Genomic DNA, 20,627 nt, shown 5'->3' on the forward strand with positions numbered 1-20,627 from the left:
AGGGGGTGTCCGACGGCCTCCCGTCGGCAGCCGACCAATGTTGACTGGTTTGTCATGTTCGGCGCACCATAGCAAAGTGTGACCTGACTCTCCCAGGGCTTCGGATCTTCACGGTCCGGGGCGCCACGGGCCAGGGCCGCCCCGAGACGGATGTGAGCGTGCGTACATGACCGCGACCGGTACCCCCCGAGCCGACCGCTGGAACACACCGGAGCGGGCAGCGCTCCGGGAGACGGTGCGGACCTTCGCGGCCAAGGAGGTCCTGCCCCACGTGGAGCGGTGGGAGGACGAGGGGGAACTGCCCCGCGACCTGCACCGGGCCGCGGCCCGGCTCGGGCTGCTGGGGCTCGGGTACCCCGAGACCGTGGGCGGGGAGGGCGAGATGCTCGACCAGCTCGTGGTCTCAGAGGAGGCGGTTCTCGCCGGGGTGCCCACCGGGGTCCTGGCCTCGCTGTTCACCCACACCATCGCGCTGCCCGCCCTGGTGGCGGACGGCCGCGAGCACCTGGTGCGCGACTACGTCCGCCCGGCCCTCGCCGGAGAGCTGGTCTGCTCGCTCGGCATCACCGAACCCGAAGCGGGGTCCGACGTGGCCCGCCTGCGCACCCGTGCGGTGCGCGACGGCGACGAGTGGGTGCTGAACGGCGCGAAGACCTTCATCACCTCCGGCTACCGTGCCGACTTCGTGACTGTGGCCGCCCGTACCTCGGACACCGGGCACGAGGGTGTCTCGCTGTTCGTCGTGGAGCGCGGCACCCCCGGTTTCACGGCCGCCCGCAGACTGGACAAGATGGGTTGGCGCTCCTCGGACACCGCCGAACTCTTCCTGGCCGACGTCCGTGTTCCGGCTGAGCGGCTGGTGGGCGAGGTGGACCAGGGCTTCTTCCAGATCATGGGCCAGTTCGCCAGCGAGCGGATCGGCCTGTCCGTACAGGCCTGCGCGATGGCGCGGCGCTGCGTCGACCTCTCCGTGGAGTGGGTCCGGGAACGCGAGGCCTTCGGCGGGCCGCTGGCTCGCCGCCAGGTCCTGCGGCACCGGCTGGTGGAGATGCACCGCCGTACCGAGGTCGCCCGGGCCTACGTGCGGGGGATCGCCGAGCGTCTCCAGGACGGCGAACCCCTCATCGCGGAGGTCGCCATGGCCAAGAACACCGCCACCGAGGCCCTCGACTACGTGGTGGACAACGCCGTCCAGCTGCACGGCGGCATGGGGTTCATGCGCGGGACCGAGGTGGAGCGCCACTACCGGGACGCCAGGGTGTTCAGCATCGGCGGCGGAACCTACGAGATCATGAACGAGGTCATCGCGAAGTTCCTCCCGCTGCGCTGACCGCTTGGGCCCACGGGAGCAGAGGAAGACCAGGGAGACCAGTGGGGAAACAGACGCTGACCGGGCGGCCGCCCACGGAACGCGGTCGGCGCAAGCGCGGTGCCCTCGTCCACGCGGCGCGGGAGGTCTTCGAGGATCGCGGGTTCGACGGCACCAGGATCGCCCAGATCACCGGTCGCGCGGGGATCGCCTACGGGAGCTTCTACACCTATTTCGACTCCAAGGACGAGGTCTTCCACGAGGTCGCCAAGGGTGTGGCCGGGGAGATGTTCGACGCCGCGCGCTCGGCCGCGCCGCCGGGGGCCGCCCCGGTCGACCGGATCAGGCACGCCACCGAGCGCTTCCTGGCCGCCTACCGGGACAACGCGCGGATCATGCAGGTCATCGAGCAGGTCTCCCCGCGCCACCCGCGTTTTCGCACCCTCTTCCTGGAGATCCGCGGGCTCTTCGTCGACCGGATCAGCACGGGCACCCGCCGCCTCCAGGAGGAGGGGCTGGCCTCGGCCGACATCGACGTGGAGACCACCGCGAGCATGCTCGGCGGGATGGTGGAGCACACGGCCCGGATGCTCTTCCTGTACGGGGAGGAGCACGACCCCGACGTGGTCGTGGAGACCGCCACCCGGCTGTGGGCGCGGGGCATCGGCCTGGACCACGGGCACCGCGTCCGGGAAGGCGACCAGGGCTAAGAACGTACAAGACCCGGGGAGCGCCCTTCGGCGAGGATGCCGGGCATGGAGACCACAGACGCCCCCGTGCGCTTCGACACCAAGATCGCCGTGCTGCTCCGTGACGACCTCGAGGTCTGGCAGCGGCTCAACGTGACGGCCTTCCTGGTCAGCGGGCTCGGTGCCCGTGTCCCCGAACTGGTCGGCGAACCCTACGAGGACGCCGACGGCACCGGCTACCTGCCGATGTTCCGGCAGCCGGTCCTGGTGTTCGAGGGGGCCAAGGAGACGCTGGCCAAGGCCCACACCAAGGCCCTGTCGCGGGACGTGGCGCTCGCTGTGTTCACCTCGGACCTGTTCACCACCGGGAACGACCGGGACAACCGGGCCGCTGTGCGGGCGGTCCCGGGCGAGGCCCTCGACCTGGTGGGGCTCGCGGTGCACGGGCCGAGGAACGGCGTGGACAAGATCGTCAAGGGTGCCCGGATGCACCGCTGAGGAGCGTCCTTGCCAGGCTCCCGGATCAGTGGCCCGGTCAGGGCCGCGCGGGTTCGAGGAGGCCGCGGCCTCCCCGGAGGGCGCACGCGTAGCGTCCCGGCGCGATACCGAGGATCCGCTTGAAGTGCCTGTTCAGGTGGGGCTGGTCGTGGAACCCGGCCGCCGCGGCGGCGTCCCCGGGTGCCGCACCGTCGAGGATCAGCCGCCGGGCCAGGTCCACGCGCCGCCCCACCAGGTACTGGTGCGGTGCCATACCGAACCGGCGGCTGAACGCCCGGGCCAGGTGGGTCGGATGCGAGAACAGCAGGTCGGAGGCCTCCGTCAGGGAGACGCCCTCGACCGTGCGCGCGTCGATGAGGTCGCGCAGCCGGTCGGCGAGGCCCGGGTCGTCGACCACGGGCGACGGCCCCAGAGCGCCGCGCAGGTGTCGGCGGAGGCGCTCGGAGACGAGTTCGAGCCGACTCTCCGCCTCCAGCCGGTCGCCCGGCCGGAACAGGGCGCCGTGCAGTTGGTGGATCCGGTGGCGCAGGAGGGGGTCGTCGAACATCGGGTGGTCCACCGCCCGTCCGACGAGGTCCGGGCCGATCTGCTCCGGTTCCAGGTACAGGACCCGCTTGCGGAGTCCCTGCTCGGTCGTGGGGGTTCCGTTGTGCGGCACATGCGGCGGCAGCAGCGTGACCGTCCGGTCGAGCGCCCCGTGCTCGTGCCGCCCCAGGTCGTAGCGGACGGTGCCGGAGTCGATGATGAGCAGGGTCCAGGACCGGTGCGTGTGCATCGGGTACGCGTGGTGGCGGAGATGGGTGTGGAACACCTCGGCGATGCCGCCGATCCCCGGTCTGAGGGCCAGGGTGTCCGCGTGGCCGTCCATGCCCGAATCCTACGTCCGTGCCCTGACGGGGCCGCGTGCTCCGGCGCAGCCTCTCGGCCGTGCGCGCGGAGCTGGTCACGGACCCGGCCGCCGTCGGCGCATGCGGGGCCCACGCGGCTGAGCCGGCGGCGGTCCTCTTCGGGCGCGAACGGCTTCCCCTCGGCCCCTGCGAGGACCACGGCCGAGAGGCGGATGGGGATCGAGGCGAGTGCGGCGAACGCCCAGGAAGGGACGGAAGCAGCGCGGGCGGGGCACCAGACCCGTGTCGGTGCCCCGCCGGGGACTCAGAACGTCACACTGCCGACGACCATCCCGAACATGGCAGCGATCGTACCGGTGCCCATCAGCGCCAGCAGGACGAGCACGCTGCCGATGACGCGGTCCACGCTCTCCTTGCGCCGGATGTTGTCGTAGACGACCACCCCTGCCGGGATGACCCCGATCAGGCCCAGGCCCTGGACGACCTGGAAGCCCTTCAACATGGGGAAGGAGACCGGCTCGAAGGCCAAGGCCACCTGGACGGCGAACGCCCAACCGGCGAAACCGAGCACGGTGGCCACAACGGCGGCCCGGGTCAGTACCCGTGCCCAACGCCCGGCCTTGCCGCGCCGGGGCAGTGCCATCCTCCAGCGGACGACGGGCCCGACGATCCACGAAATGACGGCGACCACGATGATCACCCCTGAGACGGCGGCGATCGGAAGGAGCACCGAGGCCGGGGCCTCCTCGCCCTCGGGCAGGAAGGTGAAGGCCGTGGTTCCGATCGCCCTGACCCCGCCGTCGACCACGTCCGCCGCCAGTGTGCGGTGCCCGCCGACCTCGCGCCACAGCCAGGGATCGACCTCCATGTACTCCGTCGGCTGCCCGGTCTCGGGGCTCGTCAGGACGATCGTTCCCTCTTCTGTCGCCGTGATCTGCGTTTTGTCCACGGCGTACATGGCCGCGAGGAAGTTGCTGTGGATCTCCCGGGAAGCCGAGTAGGTTCCCTCAAGCATCGCGGCGTGCTCCGACGCGGTGGACTCGGCCTCTCCGCCGTCAGCCTGCTCGCCGGGGAAGTAGCGGTCGGCGAACCCCTCCGCCAGGGTGACACGCAGGTTCTGGGCGACGATCCCCGAGATCCCGCTGCTGTTCATGGTGACGAAGATCCCCGCGTTCTCCTCGGGGTAGATCTGCATCTCGGAGTGGAACACGTCTGTGTCCCCGCCGTGGCTGACGATCCGGTTGCCGTTGCGCTCCTCCGAGAAGAACCCGAGGGTCATCTGTCCGCCGTTGGCGAGCCCGCCGAGGCTCTCTTCGCCCAGAGCCGGCTCGTGCATCTGGGAGATCGTCTCGGGCTCCAGCACACCGGCGCCTCCGGACGCCTCCATGTGCACGCGCATGAATCCGGCCATGTCGGTCGCCGACGCGGTCAGCGCACCCGCCGGGGAGTCGGAGACGGTCTCGAACCGCTCGATCGGCGGGTCCTCGTCGGTGGCGTAGCCCTCCGAGAGCCGGGACTCCAGCCCCTCCGGCAGCGGTTGCTCGAAGGTGGACGACTCCATCCCGGCCGGTGCGAGCACGTGCTGGTCGAGGTACTCCGGGAACGGGACTCCGCTGGTGGCCTCGACGACGTAGCCGGCGAGCGCGATGCCGTAGTTGGAGTAGGCGGGTGTCGTTCCCGGTTCGTAGACCTGCTCCGGCGGGTCGTTGACGACGACCTCGCGCAGGTCCACCTCCTCGCCGTCGGGGAGCATCGCGTTGGCGACCCGCTCCTCGAACCCGCCCGTGTGCGACAGCAGGTGGCGAAGGGTGAGGTCCTCGTCGAACGACTTCTCGACCTCGAAGTCGAGGTACTCGTCCACGTCGGTGTCCAGGTCGAGCCGGTCCTCCTCGACCAGCTGCATCACGGCGGTCGCGGTGAACGTCTTCGACACCGAAGCGATACGGAAGAGCGTTTCCTCGGGGTCGACCGGCTCCCGCGCCTCGACATCGGAGTAGCCGTACCCGCGTGCGGTGAGAAGCTCGCCGTCGGCGACGACGCTCACGGCCGCCCCGGCGATCTGGGCCTCGTTCAGGTAGGCGGGCAGCATCCCGTCGAGCCAGGCGTTGACGTCCTGCTCCGTGAGGGCCGCGTCGGTGGCCTCCGGGTTGTGGGGCTTCGGCGCGGGGGCGGGATCCGACCCGGCGGCCCCGGTGCAGCCGGCCGCGAGGACCGCGATGGCGCCCGCTGCGGCGAGTACGGCGAGAGGGCGTCGGCGCCCGCGCCGTGGGCGGTGTGCCCGGGGGGTCGGACTGGTCGCAAACACGAACTACTCCTGGGGATTGATGACATCAGGCGGCACCGTGGACACGCCTGTCATGGGTGGCCCCAGAATCGCGCGATTCAGGGTGGCCAGTCTTCTGCCCCGAGTAGGAAGTCGTCCTGCGACCTTTGGGGGTCCGCGTTCACCCACACGTCGGTAACGCCGTTGACCTGAGTCCCCGCACCGCCGCGGGAACAGCACGGACGGCCTCCGCGCACGGCGCTTTCCCCGGTGCCGGACGAGCCGCGACCGGTCGGACGGTCCGCCGTCTGGCGCGAGGAGGGCGGTCTTCCCGGGCGGCTCGGCCGCGAAACCGCCCGGGCACAACCTCCTGGCTGTCGACCAGGGCTCCCGGGCGCCCCCTGGAGTTATGGACCGATGCCTGTTCGCGGTTGCGTCCGGGGCACGGGTGGTCCGGCCCGAAGCAGTGCGGTATGCAGCCGGCCTGTGTTCCGCGGAAGGCATGGGGGCGCCGGGATGCATGCTTGGTCCGCGAAACACTCACGAGCCATGAGTAGGGTCTGCCCCGGCCGTGTACATCCTTGGACATGAAGCACACGACAGTGCCTTGGCACCCGTCATGGTGTGAGGTGCTCTTCGAGGCAGTCAGTGATGTGGACGCGCGCGGCCTTGGCTTGGGGGACCAGGCGGGGCAGGCTGAGGAAGGCGTGTACCGCGCCGGGGTGTTCGCTCAATCGAGCGGTGGTTCCAGCCTGGAGTAGTCCTTCGGCGTAGGCCCGTCCGTGGTCGGCCAGGGGGTCGAGGGTCGGAACCACCACGAGGGCCGGGGCCAGACCACGGTGGTCCCCGGCATACAAGGGTGACACCGTGCGCGGATCGGCGCCTCCAGGGACGGCCAAACGGCGGAAGAACTCGATCTGGGTCACGGTGAGGGTCGGGCTCTTGGCATGTTCGGTGATCGAGGGGTAGTCGAAGGCCGTCGCGGTCAGATCGACACACGGGTTGACCAAGATCTGAGCCCGCAGACCCAGACCGGATTCTCTGGCTCGGATCGCGGTCAGGGCAGCGACCATCGCACCGGCGCTTTCCCCGAAGACCGCGATGCGGTCCGGATCGATTCCCCACCGCGCCGCCCGCTGGACCAGATGCTGCAATACGTCCCAGCCGTCATCAACGGCCGCCGACAACGGGATCTGGTGAGTCAGGAGGCGGTGATCAACCGAGATGACCACGGCCGGCAGTCGTGCGGCGAGGTGGCTGTTGATCCAGTCGCTCTGGGCGGCGGTGCCGACGAATCCGCCGCCGTGCACGTGCAGCACGAGTGGTAGTGGCGCCGAGCCGTCCTTCTGGCCGCGCCCGTGTGAGGGGCGGTAGATCCGCACAGGCAGCACCCGGTCGTCCAGTGCCACCTGCTGCCAGGCGATAGTGGCTCCACGATCGGGGAACCCCGCGATCAGCCTGATCAGCGACGAGGTCCGTTTGCGGTTCTCTGCCTCACAGAAGGCGGCCAGTACTTCAGATGTCATGGCCGACCAGTCAGGCTCCCTGCTCAGCAGCGGACTCAGGAGACGGATACCCGGCGCGGGCCGCTGTGCTGTGGTGGTCGTCTTGCCCATGTACCGGCCTCATCTCGTTTCTTTTCGCTACCTTCAGTATCGATACTAAGTGTAGCGAAACAAGATATGGTGTGTCCATGACCTCAGCGCCCTCATCGGCCCGACCGCCCGGTCGGCCTCGTGCCAGCGTCGATGCCGCGGTCTTCGCGGCTACCTTGAGCACTATCGACGAACTCGGTTATACGCGCGCCACGGTCGATCGCATCGCCGCCGCAGCCGGTGTCGCCAAGACCACGATCTACCGTCGCTGGCCTTCCAAGGGAGAGCTGGTCACCGCTTGCCTCGTCGACACATTCGGCCCAGTGCCGCTGGGAGGGGATGGCCGACAGGAGCTCATGGCATCGGCGATTCGCTGGGTTGCGGCGAAAATCGGTGAGCCCGGGGTCGGCGCGGCGTTCGCTGGCGTGTTCACCGACGCCATCAACGACCCGGCCCTACGCCGGATCCTGTCCAGCCGGCTGCAAGACCCCTATCGGATCGCGCTCCAAGATGCGCTGGGAGAACCCGAACAGCGAGTCCTGTTCTTCATCGACGTCACGGTCGGAGCACTGCTCCACCGGCTCGGCATGACCGGTGAACCGATGGTCGCCGCAGACATCGACGTCCTGGTCGAGGTGATCCTGCGTGAACTCCATTAGCGAAACCGCTCCGACCGGCCAGGGGGCAGCGAACGTCCACTGCCCCGGTGGATCGGGCTCGGCCATGGACGGGACCGGCATCACTCATCGGTCGTGGCAGGGCGCGGCGTGCGATGGCGGCGGCGGTGAGTATGAGTGAGCGAAGATCCAAACACGCATCGAACGCGGCGTCATCGATCAAGGTCGGTGGAGGTGATCGGGGTTTCACCTCCCGGAGCGCGTCCGCCTTAGATCCCGGTGTCCGGCCTGACGGCACTCTCCCGACTGGTGCGCCGGAGCCGCCGGGCAGAGAATGCCCGCCAGCGCACCCACCTGGCCGCACGCATCCCAGCCACTGTTCACGTCGACTGGGCAACCTGTTGGGCGTGCACGGCGTACGCGGCGCGGACGCCGGGTGCGGGTGTCCGATGTGCCGTGCCACCCGCCCCGCACTGCCATCCGCCCCACACTGGCCTCCGCGGTCATCGGTACGCACGCCGGCGGCCACACCACGCATCCGTGAACGGGGCGGTGCCGTTCGCGTACGCAAGAGGCGAGTACGATCCCGCCATCCGGCGGTGGGGGAGGTGTTCGGCAGAGCGGCGCCCCGACCACCGAGGTCGGTACCCGGAGACAGCCTCGGCTGAGTGCCGTCCTGGTCGAGTGGATGATGGGCCCGCCCAACGGGTGGGTCACCGATCCCGACCTTGGATTGCCGCGCACCGACCAGCTCCGGGCACCCGGCAACGCCTGCTCAAGGCTCACGCGGCCTCCAGGCGTCCAGCTCGGCCATCGCACCCTGGTTCGGTGGAACGGAGACGATGCGTGGGTGTGGTCCCGGGAACAGGTCCATGATTCGCCGGTCACTCCTGAGGGCTTCACGCAGGCGAAGGCGCTGATGGGCTCGCGTGGGCGGATACCGGGAGGGGAGCACAAGACGCAAAGCACCCGGAACCCCTACTTGTTCCGGGGCGCTGCCGGGTGCTGCCTGTGCGGTCGCAGGATGCAGGGGCGGTGGTCCCACGGTGAGGCCTACTACCGCTGCCGGTTCCCGGAGGAGTGCGCGTTGGCCGACAGGCTCCACCACCCGCGTGACGTCTGCCTGCCGGAGGTGGATGTGGTTCCGGCATTGGACGAGTGGATCGCCGCCGAGTCCTCCCCGAGCCGGATCGCAGCGACGGCGGACGCACTCGTGGAGGAGGACGCGGGACAGGACACCCGGAGAGCTCGTGAGGTCGCTGAACTTCGACAGACGGTGTCCGAGTGCGATCGCAGGCTCAGACAGCACTGTGCTGGAGGCTGGTGCCGATCCTGGAGAGGTCACGCAGTGGATGAATGAGACTGAGGCTGAGGGGTCGGCTGCTGAGGTCAGGCTGCACCGTGTGGAGCGGACGCCGAGGAAGGCCGGTAGGGACGAAGCCATGAGGATGGTTGACGACCTGGGCGACATGCCAGAGTGCTCGGTGAGGCCGAGCCACGGGGCGAGGTCGAGTCGTAACCAGGACCCGGGCCCGCGGATGCGCTACCACCCGGTGCAAAACAAAGTGCGGGCCGAGATTCGACTCGACCCGCACCGCAAGTTCAACGCTTCCCGCGGGGGAAGGGTTCGTGTCCGAGGGGGGACTTGAACCCCCACAGCCTTAACGGCCACTAGCACCTCAAGCTAGCGCGTCTACCTATTCCGCCACCCGGACCGGGTACATCCGGCGCTCTCGCTCCGGACAGATCAACCATAGCAAAGGTCTGGGGCGGCCCGAACCAGGTTTCCCGTCGGAGCGGACCGTGGCAGGGTCGAGTTGGACAGTAGGGCAGAAGGTGTGGCTGGACGGGAGCGTCAGATGGCAGAACCGGACAAGGACCTGAGCGCGGCCGAGGTGGAGGTGGTCGACCTGTGCCGGGAGCTCATCGAGTTCGACACCTCCAACTACGGTGACCATTCGGGGCCCGGTGAGCGCAAGGCGGCCGAGTACGTGGCGGCCAAGCTCGACGAGGTCGGCGTCGAGTCGAAGATCTACGAGAAGCACCCGGGGCGCAGCAACGTCGTGGCGAGGATCGCGGGGGAGGACTCCAGCCGCCCCCCTCTCCTCATCCACGGCCACCTGGACGTCGTCCCGGCGGCCCCGGAGGACTGGACCCACCACCCCTTCGCGGGAGAGGTCGCCGACGGCTGCGTGTGGGGGCGCGGCGCGATCGACATGAAGAACATGAACGCGATGGTTCTGGCGATGCTGCGCCAGCGCCTGCGGGAGGGGCGCCGTCCCCCGCGCGACATCGTGCTGGCCTTCCTCGCTGACGAGGAGGCCGGGGGCACCTGGGGTGCCCAGTACCTGGCGGACGAGCACCCCGAGCTGTTCGCCGACTGCGACTCGGCGATCAGTGAGGTCGGCGGCTTCTCGTTCACGGTCAAGGAGAACCGTCGCCTCTATCTGGTGGAGACCGCTGAGAAGGGCATCGCCTGGATGAAGCTGACCGCGCGCGGCACCGCCGGGCACGGCTCGATGGTCAGCACCGACAACGCCGTCACCGAGCTGGCCGCGGCCGTGGCCAGGCTCGGCGAGCACCGGTTCCCCGTGCAGCTCACCCCGACGGTACGGACCTTCCTGGAGGAGATATGTGAGGAGTTCGGCATCCCCTTCGACGAGAAGGACGTCGATGCCACGGTCGCACGCCTGGGTCCCATCGCCCGCATGATCGGCGCCACCCTGCGCAACACCCTCAACCCCACGGTGCTGGGCGGCGGCTACAAGGCCAACGTCATTCCGGGAGAGGCCACCGCCCAGGTGGACGGCCGCTTCCTGCCGGGCACCGAGGACGAGTACTTCGCCGAGATCGATCGCCTCCTGGGCCCCAAGGTCAGCCGCGAGTTCATTCACCACCTGCCCGCGGTGGAGACCTCCTTCGACGGCGGCCTGGTCAACGCCATGTCGGAGTCCCTGCTGGCCGAGGACCCGGGGGCCAAGGCCGTCCCCTACTGCCTCTCCGGCGGCACGGACGCGAAGAGCTTCTCCCGCCTCGGTGTGCGCAACTACGGCTTCGCCCCTCTGCGGCTTCCCCCGGAGCTGGACTTCGCGGGCATGTTCCACGGGGTGGACGAGCGGGTCCCCGTGGACGGCCTCCAGTTCGGCGTCCGTGTCCTGGACCGTTTCGTCGGGTTGAGCTGACCTCGAATCGTTTTGTGACGTCCTCCTGGTGAACCGTGCCGAGAAAGTTCTCGGCGCGGTTCACTGATCTGACCCTTGATCACCGAACGTGATGTTAGTGTTGCTGTGAGTTCGACGGTGCCGTGGTTCCTCGCTCGCCTCTGCGGGCGCGGAACTCCCGGCACCGCCGTACGGCCGTGGCGGAACCGCCGCACGGGACCGTCCAGCAGTAGCGAAGCGAGGGGGCATCCATGGTGCTCGCGGGTCAGGAGTGGCTGTTCAACAGTCGCGCTGCCTGCGTGTCCCAGAGTGCCTACGCTCGGCTGCTGCTCCTGTCCGGCATCGTCGCCGTCGCATGGCTGGCCGGGGGGATCGGTGTCGCCCATGGTGAGGCCGCCCCCGAGCCCGGCGGCCTGGTCGACCGGGTCATGGAGGTCGGCGACAGCGCCGAGCGCGCCGGACAGGCCGCGGTTCGGGAGACGCGCGACGCGCGCCTCTCCGACACCACGGCCAGTGCCGCCTCCACCACCGAGTCGCTCACCGACACTGTCGTGCCCCAGGCCGCCGCGCTTCCAGCCAACGCCCTGCACGAGACCGGTGTCACCTCGGCGCTCGACGAGACCAGGACCGGCACCGCCGCCAACAACGCGGTCAGGGACACCACCCGGACCGTCGATGACACCGCCCGCGGCGCGGGCGACATCGTCGGTGGCCTAGCCCGCAGGGGCCACGACGTCGTGGAGTCCACCGACGGGTCGCTGCGCGACAGCCGTCTCGTGGACACGGTCACCGAAGGACTGACCGACTCCACACGCGCCGTCCACGGCCGGATCGACGACGCCGTCAACACCACGGCGCCGCTCGACCTGCCGATCCTCGGCACCTCCGACGAACCCGCCGTGAACCCGTCCGGTTCCACGGACGAGCGCACCTCTGACGCCGACGACCACGGTCGTGGCGCGGAGCGGGAGCGTACCGGCGCCGGTACGGCCGCCCACACACCAGTGGACCCGGCCGTGTGGCGATCGGCAGTCGCCGAGGCCGCCGAACAGGACCCGGACGACGCACCCGGGGAGCGCATCCACCTCATCGCGGGCGGAGCGCACCACCCGGCCGGGACGGACGCCACCGGCGCCGCCGCCCCGTTCTTCCCCGTGCCCGGTGCTGCCGGGTTCCTCATGGCCCGGGCCGACCACCTGGCTCCCCGGGTTCAGCGGGTCGCCCTTCCCGGCGACCCCACCCTGGTCGTCCGCGACGCCGCGGACGACCCCTCCTTCGCGCCTGACTAGCCGCATCGTCTGACCGCGGCCGGTCCGTGCGCCCCTGCGCGCAGCCGCCTCGCCGAACCGGCGGGCGCGCCTTCTTCCGGGCATCCCCGGAGCACGAAGCTCTCCTTCCGCGGTCCACGAGCAGCTGGCTGGCTTCACTTCTCGCTGACCAAAGGACACGCGATGACCTACGACACGCACGCCCGGATCGCCGCACTGGTGGCCGCGGGATTCCTCGCCACCACCGGTGGAATCGCCCACGCTGACACCATGACCAGCGGAAACGGTTCCATTGGTGGTGGAAACCAGCTGGTCCTGGACGGTGACATCCCCGTCAACATCTGCGGTAACGCCATCGCCGTGCTCGGCCTGGCCGGTGCCAACTGCGTCGACAGCGGGGCAACGGTCACGGACCACCCCGAGGACCCGAAGGACCCGAAGGACCCGAAGGACCCCGAGGACCCGAAGGACCCCGAGGAGCCCAAGGACCCTGAGGAGCCCAAGGACCCGAAGGACCCCGAGGACCCGAAGGACCCCGAGGACCCGAAGGACCCCGAGGACCCGAAGGACCCCGAGGACCCGAAGGACCCTGAGGAGCCCGGGTACCCGGGGGACGAGGAGACGCCCGAGGAGGACTACCCCGGTAGCGGTGAGACCCCCGGCGGGGGCGGAGTTCCGCCGGAGGGGTCGTCCGTCACGGACGAGGGCGCCCCGGCTCCCGAGCTCGCCCTCACCGGAACCAACGGCAGCGCCCTGTCCGGGCTGCTGGCCACCGCCGTCGCAGCGGTCGCGGCCGGTGTCGGACTGGTCTTCTTCGGTAAGCGCCGCCGCGCCCGAGCCTGAGGTCGGCCTCCCGGGCCGCTCGCGGCCCGGGGGCTGACGCGAGTCCCGTAGCACCGGCCAAGGCCATGTGCGCGGGGTTCACGTCAGCCGCCGCCCCCGGGGCGGAGCTGACCGACGGAGCGCGCGCGTCCGTCCGCAACCAGCGGAGCGGGATCGCGGCGCGCTCTCCAGAACCGGTGACACGCACCGCCCAGGTGCGAGGCCGACCGGATGATCCCCGGCCGTGGCCGAGGGCCCACACCCAATCCAGGGGCGTGGAACGGCCTGTGGCCCAAGCACACACCTTCTCATCAAGACTCTCCGAAAGGACTTCCCACATGCACAAGTGGGCCAGCACCTCAGCGAAGACCGTGCTGCTGACGGCGGGCTTCGTCGCGCTGGGCAGCGGCGTGGCCTTCGCCGACAGCGACGTCGCGAGCAGCGGAAACGGCTCGCTCCTCGGCGGCAACCAGGCCGTCGTGAACGGTGACATCCCCGTGAACGTCTCGGGCAACGCCGTCGGTGCCGTGCTGGGCACAGCCGGTGCCAGCAGCACCGGCGACGGCGCCTCCGTGATCCGCCACGACCACCACAGCCCGGATGTCGCCACCTCGGGCAACGGTTCGCTCCTGGGCGGCAACCAGCTGGTCGTGGACGCCGAGGTTCCGGTCAACGTCGCGGGCAACGCGGTCGGCGCGGTGGGCGGTATCGCGGGCGCCGCGGCCACCGACACCGGTGCTGTGGTGAAGGAGACCCACGGTCACCACCACCGCCACCACCACTCCGCTCCCGCCGAGTACACGGCCATGGACCTGGTGGACGAGGCCACCCGTAACGCCAGCGTGCTGCCGGTGCCCGACACCTCCGGCGTGGACGCGGGCGTGCTGCACCAGTCGGCTCCGCGCGAGCACCAGTCCGGCGGGCACGGGCACGGACACCAGTCCGTCGCCACCTCGGGCAACGGCTCGCTCCTGGGCGGCAACCAGGCCGTCGTGGACCTGGACGTGCCGGTGAACGTCGCGGGCAACGCGGTCGGCGCCGTCGGCGGCGTGGCCGGTGCGGCCTCGACCGACAGCGGCGCCCTGGTCAAGGAGGACGCGAAGCACGTCGCGACATCCGGAAACGGCTCCGCGGTCGGCGGCAACCAGCTGGTCGTGGACGGTGACGTCCCGGTGAACGTCTCGGGCAACGCCGTCGGCGCGGTCGCGGGCATGGCCGGTGCCAGCAGCACCGGCGACGGCTCCGCGGTCGTGCATCAGAGCGCCACCGAGCACCAGACCGGCGCGCTGGACTCCGTGCCCCTCGTGAGTGACCTGCCCGAGGTCCCGGTCTCGGAGATGCTGCCCGCCACCTACGAGGTGAGCGAGACCACCAGGCAGGCCGTCGAGGAGCACGCCCCGGAGCAGGCTGACCAGCTGCCCGAGGCCTCGGACGGGGCCGACCCGGTCAGCCAGGTGCTCGGCGCCGCGGGCGCGGGCCTGTAGCGACCGAACAGGGGATCGTGTCCGCGGGTGACCGCGCGGCCTTGGGGGTACGGCGCCTCGTTCCGTGAGGAACGCGGTGGACTGCGAGGTGCCGAACACCACAGGGCGGCGGTGGCCCGGGGCGGGATTTCCACACCGGCACTTCGAGTGCCGTGCGCGTCGACTGGGCTGGACCGCTCGCCTTCGCATTCTCCGTTCCGTAAGGAACGCGGTGGACTGCGGGGAGTGTGGGGTGAGGGCCGCCAGCCCAGGACGCGAGCCGAGTCCTCCCGGGAATATCCGGGAGGACTCGCCGCATTCTGGGGGAGTAGGCGCTCGGCCACAGGCAAATGTGGCCGAAGTCACTTTCGGAGGGCGTTATGGGTGCTCGTCAGAGCCGGTGACCGCCAATCGGCGCGCGTTGCCGGGACGGCTCACGTACGCTACGGATCGGTACCGGTGCGGGAAGCGCTTATTCTGCGGATGCCGGTGGGTGAGAGCCGGGTTTCTACTCAGGGCGACGGAACCCTCACCCGCGAGAGGTGGGAGTCCCACCCGCTCACCGACGGGGGAGTGCCTGGAGTTTCGGTTCCTGTCGGTTCCCACGGGACACCGACGTACCGCGGCCGGATAGATCACGAAGGCTAGACGTAGGGGAAGAGCGTGCCACCCACGAAGGGCAGCGCCGGCAAGAACGGCTCGAAGGACAGTGGACGGGAGGGGGCGGGTACCGCCCTCGTCATCGTCGAGTCACCAGCCAAGGCGAAGACCATCGCCGGTTATCTGGGGCGCGGCTACGTCGTGGAGTCCAGCATCGGCCACATCCGTGACCTGCCCAACAAGGCCGCCGAGGTCCCCGCCAAGTACAAGGGGCAGGCCTGGGCACGGCTCGGCGTGGACGTCGAAGGCGACTTCGAGCCGCTCTACGTCGTCAACAGCGACAAGAAGGCGCACGTCAAGAAGCTCAAGGAGCTTATGGCGGAGGCCGACGAACTCCTCCTCGCCACGGATGAGGACCGCGAGGGCGAGGCGATCGCCTGGCACCTGATGGAGGAGCTCAAGCCCAAGATCCCCGTCAGCCGCATGGTGTTCAACGAGATCACCAAGGACGCCATCCAGCGTGCGGCCCACAACACGCGCGACCTCAACACCCGCCTGGTCAACGCCCAGGAGACCCGGCGCATCCTGGACCGCCTCTACGGCTACGAGGTCTCGCCCGTGCTGTGGAAGAAGGTCATGCCGAAACTCTCGGCGGGCCGTGTGCAGTCCGTGGCCACCCGCCTGGTGGTCGAGCGCGAGCGCGAGCGCATGGCGTTCACCTCCGCCGAGTACTGGGACATCAAGGCGGCCTTCGACGCCACCGGCGCCGAGGCCCCCGCGGCCTTCCCCGCCACCCTGGTCTCGGTGGACGGCACCCGCGTCGCCGTCGGCCGTGACTTCACCTCGCAGGGCGCGTTGCGCTCCGACCGCCGTGTCCGCCAGTTGGACGAGGCCGCGGCGCGCGGCCTGGCTGAGCGCCTGACCGGCGCGGGCTTCTCGGTCAGCTCGGTGGAGCGCAAGCCCTACCGCCGCTCGCCCTACGCGCCGTTCCGTACCACCACCCTCCAGCAGGAGGCCTCGCGCAAGCTCGGCCTGTCCGCCAAGCAGACCATGCAGGTCGCTCAGCGGCTGTACGAGAACGGTTACATCACCTACATGCGTACCGACAGCACCACGCTGTCGGACAGCGCCATCCAAGCCGCCCGCTCCCAGGCGCGCAGCCTGTACGGCGGCGACTATCTGCCCGACAAACCGCGGGTGTACGCCAAGAAGGTCAAGAACGCGCAGGAGGCGCACGAGGCGATCCGGCCGACCGGAGACACCTTCCGCACCCCTTCCTCCACCGGCCTGTCCGGCCCGGAGTTCCGGCTCTACGAGCTGGTCTGGAAGCGCACCGTCGCCTCCCAGATGAAGGACGCGGTCGGTGAGTCCGTCACGGTGCGGATCGAGGGCACCTCCTCCGACGGCGAGGTCGCCGAGTTCAGCGCGACCGGCAAGACCATCACCTTCCACGGCTTCCTCAAGGCCTACGTGGAGGGCTCCGACGACCCGGCCGCCGACCTGGACGACCGCGAGCGCCGTCTGCCCGTGATGTCCGAGGGCGACCCGCTCAAGGCGCAGAGCCTGGAGGCCGAGGGGCACAGCACCCGGCCGCCCGCGCGCTACACCGAGGCCACCCTGGTCAAGGAGCTGGAGGAGCGGGAGATCGGCCGTCCCTCCACCTATGCCTCGATCATCGGCACCATCCTGGACCGCGGCTACGTGTTCAAGAAGGGCACGGCGCTCGTGCCGTCCTTCCTGGCCTTCGCCGTGGTGCAGCTGTTGGAGCGGCACTTCGGCAACCTGGTGGACTACGAGTTCACCGCGCGCCTGGAGGACGTGCTCGACGACATCGCCCGGGGCGAGGCCGAGAGCCTGCCGTGGCTGCGCCGCTTCTACTTCGGTGGAGAGGACACCGAGGGGCGGCGGGAGACCGGGCTGAAGGAGCTTGTGGGCGACCAGCTCTCCGACATCGATCCCAAGGAGATCAGCTCCCTGCCGCTGCCAGGCACCGGCATCGTGCTGCGGGTGGGACGATACGGCCCCTACCTGGACCAGGACGGCGTGCGGGTGAACGTGCCCGAGGACCTGGCCCCGGACGAGCTGACCAAGGAGAAGGCCGAGGAGCTGATCGCCCAGCCCAGCGGCGACCGCGAGTTGGGCACCGATCCCGGGACCGGACGCATGATCGTGGCCAAGTCCGGGCGGTTCGGTCCCTACGTTACCGAGGTGATCGAGGACCCGGAGGAGGCGGCCGAGGGCGGGACCAAGCCCAAGGGCAAGGCGAAGGCCAAGCCCAAGCCGCGCACCAGCTCGCTGCTGAAGTCGATGAGTCTGGACACCATCACCCTGGACGACGCGCTGCGCCTGCTGTCGCTGCCCCGCGTGGTCGGCCAGCTCGACGGTGAGGACGTCACCGCGCAGAACGGACGGTTCGGGCCCTACCTGAAGAAGGGCACCGACAGCCGTTCCCTGGAGACCGAGGAGCAGATCTTCACGGTCACCCTGGCGGAGGCCGAGGCGCTGTTCGCCCAGCCCAAGCAGCGCGGACGCCGTGCCGCCGCCCCGCCACTGCGCGAGCTGGGCGAGGATCCGGAGTCGGGCGCCAAGATGGTGATCAAGGACGGCCGGTTCGGCCCCTACGTCACCGACGGGGAGATCAACGCCTCCCTGCGCAAGGGTGACGAGGTCGATTCGGTCACCGACGGCCGGGCCGCCGAGCTGCTGGCCGAGCGGCGGGCCAAGGCCCCCGCCAAGAAGAAGCCGGCCGCCAAGAAGACCGCGGCGAAGAAGACCACCGCCAAGAAGACCACCGACAAGAAGGCGACCGGGACCACCGCCAAGAAGGCGGCCACCACGAAGACGGCCGCCAAGAAGGCCCCGGCCAAGAAGACCGGTACGCCCAAGTCCTCCACCGAGGAGTAGCCGGGCCGGCAGCGCGCGGCGGTCCGGGCCCGCGGGGATTCGCCGCTGGTCCTCTTCACCCGTAGGCTCACCCGGGCACCTCCCGACAGGGATGTCCGGGTGAGCACCTCCGTCGGTGTTCACCCCGGGTGAGCATGCTCTCACCTCTGTTCGGGAGGCACCTTCCGTACTAGGCTTGGTGGGACTGATGGGGATGCGGGAACGTGTGTGGCCCCAACGGTATCCACCGAATCCGGGGCGGACCAACGATCCGTCATTCCCCCTCCCCCTCACCGATAATCTTGAGCGCTATGAGCAGATCTGCACCACTGGGAGCGCCGGACGAGGCGCGCAACGTCCTTGCGATCACACCCTTCCGAAGGCTGTGGATCTCGCTTTCCCTCTCCAGCCTGGGTGACTGGCTGAGCCTGCTGGCCCTGATGTCCCTGGCGGCGGTCTTCACCGCTGACAGCTCCCAGCTCGTCCAGTACCTGGCCGTCAGCGGCGTCGTGGTGATCAAGCTCGCCCCGTCGATCCTGCTGAGCCCGCTGGCCGGGGTGGTCGCCGACCGCCTCGACCGCAAGTGGACGATGGTGGTCGGGGAGCTCCTGCGCGGTGTCCTGTACGTCTCCATCCCCCTCATGGGCCTCTTCCTCCCCGGTTTCGCGCTGGAGTGGCTGCTCATCGCCAACTTCCTGGCCGAGATCGTCGCCCTGTTCTGGGCGTCGGCCAAGGACGCCACGGTTCCCAACCTGGTGCCGCGCAAACTGTTGGAGCAGGCCAACCAGCTGAGCCTGCTCACCACCTACGGCACCGCCCCCGTGGCTGCGCTGCTGTTCGCCGCGCTCGCCTCCGTCAGCAACGTGCTCGGCGCGCTGCTGCCCTCGATGGCCAGCCCCGAGGCGGACGTCGCCCTCTACCTCAACGGCCTCACCTTCCTCGTCGCGGCGATCGTCATCGCCGGACTGCCGATTCCCAAGCACAGGCCGTCCAAGGACAGCGAGAGCCACACCCGCGACAGCGGCATCCTGCGTTCGGTGTGGACCGGCTGGCGCTACGCGGGCGGCACGCCGCTCGTACGCGGCCTGATCCTGGGCATGCTCGGTGCCTTCGCCGCCGGGGGCGCCGTCATCGGCGTCGGCCGCATCCACGTCGAGGGCCTGGGCGCGGGCAACGCGGGCTTCGGCATGGTCTTCGCGGCGGTCTTCGCGGGAATGGCTCTGGGCATGCTCGCCGGGCCCCGCGTCCTCAAGCAGTTCAGCCGCAGCCGCCTGTTCGGCCTGAGTATCGCCCTGGCCGGTCTGGCCCTGCTGTTCGCGGGGGCCGTCGCCGACATGGTCTTCACCGCCCTCCTCACCGCCCTGCTCGGGGTGGGCGCCGGTATCGCCTGGGTGATCGGCCTGACCATGCTCGGCCACGAGGTCGAGGACGAGTACCGCGGCCGCACCTTCGCCTTCCTGCACGGTGCCGCCCGTATCGTCCTGGTGGGTGCCACCGCGCTCGCCCCCCTGGCGGCCGGACTCATCGGCAGCTACGAGGTCCCGATAGGCCCGCTCACCTACGACCTGCGCGGCAGCGGTGTCGTACTGATGGCCTCCGGGCTGCTCGCCGTCGTCGTGGCCCTGGTCTGCTACCGCCAGATGAACCGCAAGGACGACCCCGAGGCCGGTCCCGGCCTGCTTCCCGAACTGGCCGCGGCGCTGCGCGGTGTCGCGATCAGGGAGGAGGGGAGCGAGGAGGCCAAGCCCCCCGGCGCGTTCATCGTCATCGAGGGCGGCGAGGGCGCGGGCAAGTCCACCCAGGTGCGCGATCTCACGGTGTGGCTGCGCGACCAGGGCTTCGAGACGATCGGCACCCGCCAGCCGGGCGCGACCAAGCTCGGCATGCGCCTGCGCGGCCTGCTCCTGGACCGGGAGAACTCGCACATCACCTCGCGTGCCGAGGTGCTGCTGTACGCGGCCGACAAGGCCGACCACGTCGAGCAGGAGATCCTGCCCGCGCTGCGGCGCGGCGCGATCGTCATCAGCGACCGCTACGTGGACTCGCTGCTCGCCTACCAGGGCACCGGCCGGGACCTGTCGGTGGACGAGGTCCGCGACATCAGCGACTGGGCCACACAGGACCTGGTGCCGGACCTGACGGTGCTGCTGGACGTGCGCCCCGAGGACGGCCTGTCCCGCCTGGGCGGCCCCGCCGACCGCATCGAGGGAGAGTCGGTGGAGTTCCACAACCGGGTTCGCAAGGGCTTCCTGGATCTGGCCAGGGCCGCCCCCGAGCGCTACCTGGTGCTCGACGCCCGCGAACCGCAGGAGAAGATCACCCGCCAGATCCAGCGCCGGGTGCGCTCCCTGCTGCCCGACCCGGTCCCGAGCAGCTCGGAGGCGGTCACCGGCATGATCCCGGTGATCAGGAACGACTGAGCCCCACGGCACGGAAGGGTTCCCTCCGAGGGAGCCCTTCCGTGCTCTCTCGGGGCCCGACCGGACCAGGCCTCCTGGGCCATCAGCGCCTTGAGGGTGATGGGGCCGACGTCTACGTCCGCGTCGACGCCGACTCCGTCCTGGAAGGGCACGAAGGCGCTCCGGGCCGGAGGAGCGGGCCTGTGGACAAC

General features: G+C 70.0%; 13 protein-coding genes and 1 tRNA gene. 10 read left to right on the forward strand and 4 right to left on the reverse strand.

Annotation, left to right across the window (positions count from 1 at the left end; genetic code table 11):
* Nucleotides 1-166: 166 nt before the first annotated feature.
* Genes AC0T5L_RS08095 through AC0T5L_RS08105 form a run of 3 tightly spaced genes read left to right on the forward strand, consistent with a single transcriptional unit; the run spans nucleotide 167 to nucleotide 2,496 of the window.
* Complete coding sequence (locus AC0T5L_RS08095) at nucleotides 167-1,330, forward strand: acyl-CoA dehydrogenase family protein (RefSeq protein ID WP_476164774.1); 1,164 nt, start codon at nucleotides 167-169, stop codon at nucleotides 1,328-1,330.
* Nucleotides 1,331-1,371: 41 nt separating this feature from the next.
* Complete coding sequence (locus AC0T5L_RS08100) at nucleotides 1,372-2,019, forward strand: TetR/AcrR family transcriptional regulator (RefSeq protein ID WP_476164775.1); 648 nt, start codon at nucleotides 1,372-1,374, stop codon at nucleotides 2,017-2,019.
* A gap of 45 nt (nucleotides 2,020-2,064) precedes the next feature.
* Nucleotides 2,065-2,496, forward strand: a complete 432-nt coding sequence (locus tag AC0T5L_RS08105; protein WP_476164776.1) for a DUF2000 family protein — start codon at nucleotides 2,065-2,067, stop codon at nucleotides 2,494-2,496.
* Nucleotides 2,497-2,533: 37 nt separating this feature from the next.
* On the opposite strand, the gene AC0T5L_RS08110 is transcribed toward AC0T5L_RS08105, so the two are convergent.
* From AC0T5L_RS08110 to AC0T5L_RS08120, 3 genes are all read right to left on the reverse strand, one after another.
* Nucleotides 2,534-3,364, reverse strand: a complete 831-nt coding sequence (locus tag AC0T5L_RS08110) for an AraC family transcriptional regulator (protein WP_476164777.1) — start codon at nucleotides 3,362-3,364, stop codon at nucleotides 2,534-2,536.
* A gap of 284 nt (nucleotides 3,365-3,648) precedes the next feature.
* Nucleotides 3,649-5,649 (reverse strand): serine hydrolase domain-containing protein, encoded by a 2,001-nt coding sequence (locus tag AC0T5L_RS08115; protein ID WP_476164778.1) that lies wholly within the window; start codon nucleotides 5,647-5,649, stop codon nucleotides 3,649-3,651.
* A 575-nt stretch (nucleotides 5,650-6,224) separates the two neighbouring features.
* Nucleotides 6,225-7,223: an alpha/beta hydrolase gene (locus AC0T5L_RS08120; RefSeq protein ID WP_476164779.1), complete on the reverse strand. Its 999-nt coding sequence runs from the start codon at nucleotides 7,221-7,223 to the stop codon at nucleotides 6,225-6,227.
* Nucleotides 7,224-7,378: 155 nt separating this feature from the next.
* Between AC0T5L_RS08120 and AC0T5L_RS08125 the strand changes: the two genes are divergently transcribed.
* Nucleotides 7,379-7,861 carry a TetR/AcrR family transcriptional regulator gene (locus AC0T5L_RS08125; protein WP_476164780.1) on the forward strand — a complete coding sequence of 161 codons (483 nt, stop codon included), beginning with the start codon at nucleotides 7,379-7,381 and terminating at the stop codon, nucleotides 7,859-7,861.
* A 1,588-nt stretch (nucleotides 7,862-9,449) separates the two neighbouring features.
* Here AC0T5L_RS08125 and AC0T5L_RS08130 read toward each other — a convergent pair.
* A tRNA-Leu gene (locus AC0T5L_RS08130) sits at nucleotides 9,450-9,534 on the reverse strand.
* A gap of 144 nt (nucleotides 9,535-9,678) precedes the next feature.
* On the opposite strand from AC0T5L_RS08130, the gene AC0T5L_RS08135 reads away from it, so the two are divergent.
* The 6 genes from AC0T5L_RS08135 to tmk all read left to right on the forward strand — a co-directional run bounded on the left by AC0T5L_RS08135 (nucleotide 9,679) and on the right by tmk (nucleotide 20,436).
* Nucleotides 9,679-11,001 carry a M20/M25/M40 family metallo-hydrolase gene (locus AC0T5L_RS08135; protein WP_476164781.1) on the forward strand — a complete coding sequence of 441 codons (1,323 nt, stop codon included), beginning with the start codon at nucleotides 9,679-9,681 and terminating at the stop codon, nucleotides 10,999-11,001.
* Between the two features lie 230 nt (nucleotides 11,002-11,231).
* Nucleotides 11,232-12,269 (forward strand): hypothetical protein, encoded by a 1,038-nt coding sequence (locus AC0T5L_RS08140; protein ID WP_476164782.1) that lies wholly within the window; start codon nucleotides 11,232-11,234, stop codon nucleotides 12,267-12,269.
* 162 nt (nucleotides 12,270-12,431) lie between these two features.
* Nucleotides 12,432-13,091: a chaplin family protein gene (locus tag AC0T5L_RS08145; RefSeq protein WP_476164783.1), complete on the forward strand. Its 660-nt coding sequence runs from the start codon at nucleotides 12,432-12,434 to the stop codon at nucleotides 13,089-13,091.
* Nucleotides 13,092-13,408: 317 nt separating this feature from the next.
* On the forward strand, nucleotides 13,409-14,554 hold the full coding sequence (locus AC0T5L_RS08150) for a hypothetical protein (protein WP_476164784.1): 1,146 nt from the start codon (nucleotides 13,409-13,411) through the stop codon (nucleotides 14,552-14,554).
* 642 nt (nucleotides 14,555-15,196) lie between these two features.
* Nucleotides 15,197-18,037, forward strand: a complete 2,841-nt coding sequence (gene topA / locus AC0T5L_RS08155; protein WP_476164785.1) for a type I DNA topoisomerase — start codon at nucleotides 15,197-15,199, stop codon at nucleotides 18,035-18,037.
* 290 nt (nucleotides 18,038-18,327) lie between these two features.
* Complete coding sequence (gene tmk / locus AC0T5L_RS08160) at nucleotides 18,328-20,436, forward strand: dTMP kinase (protein ID WP_476164786.1); 2,109 nt, start codon at nucleotides 18,328-18,330, stop codon at nucleotides 20,434-20,436.
* The last annotated feature ends 191 nt before the right edge of the window (nucleotides 20,437-20,627 follow it).

The organism is Nocardiopsis sp. TRM 82005, assembly GCF_056312425.1.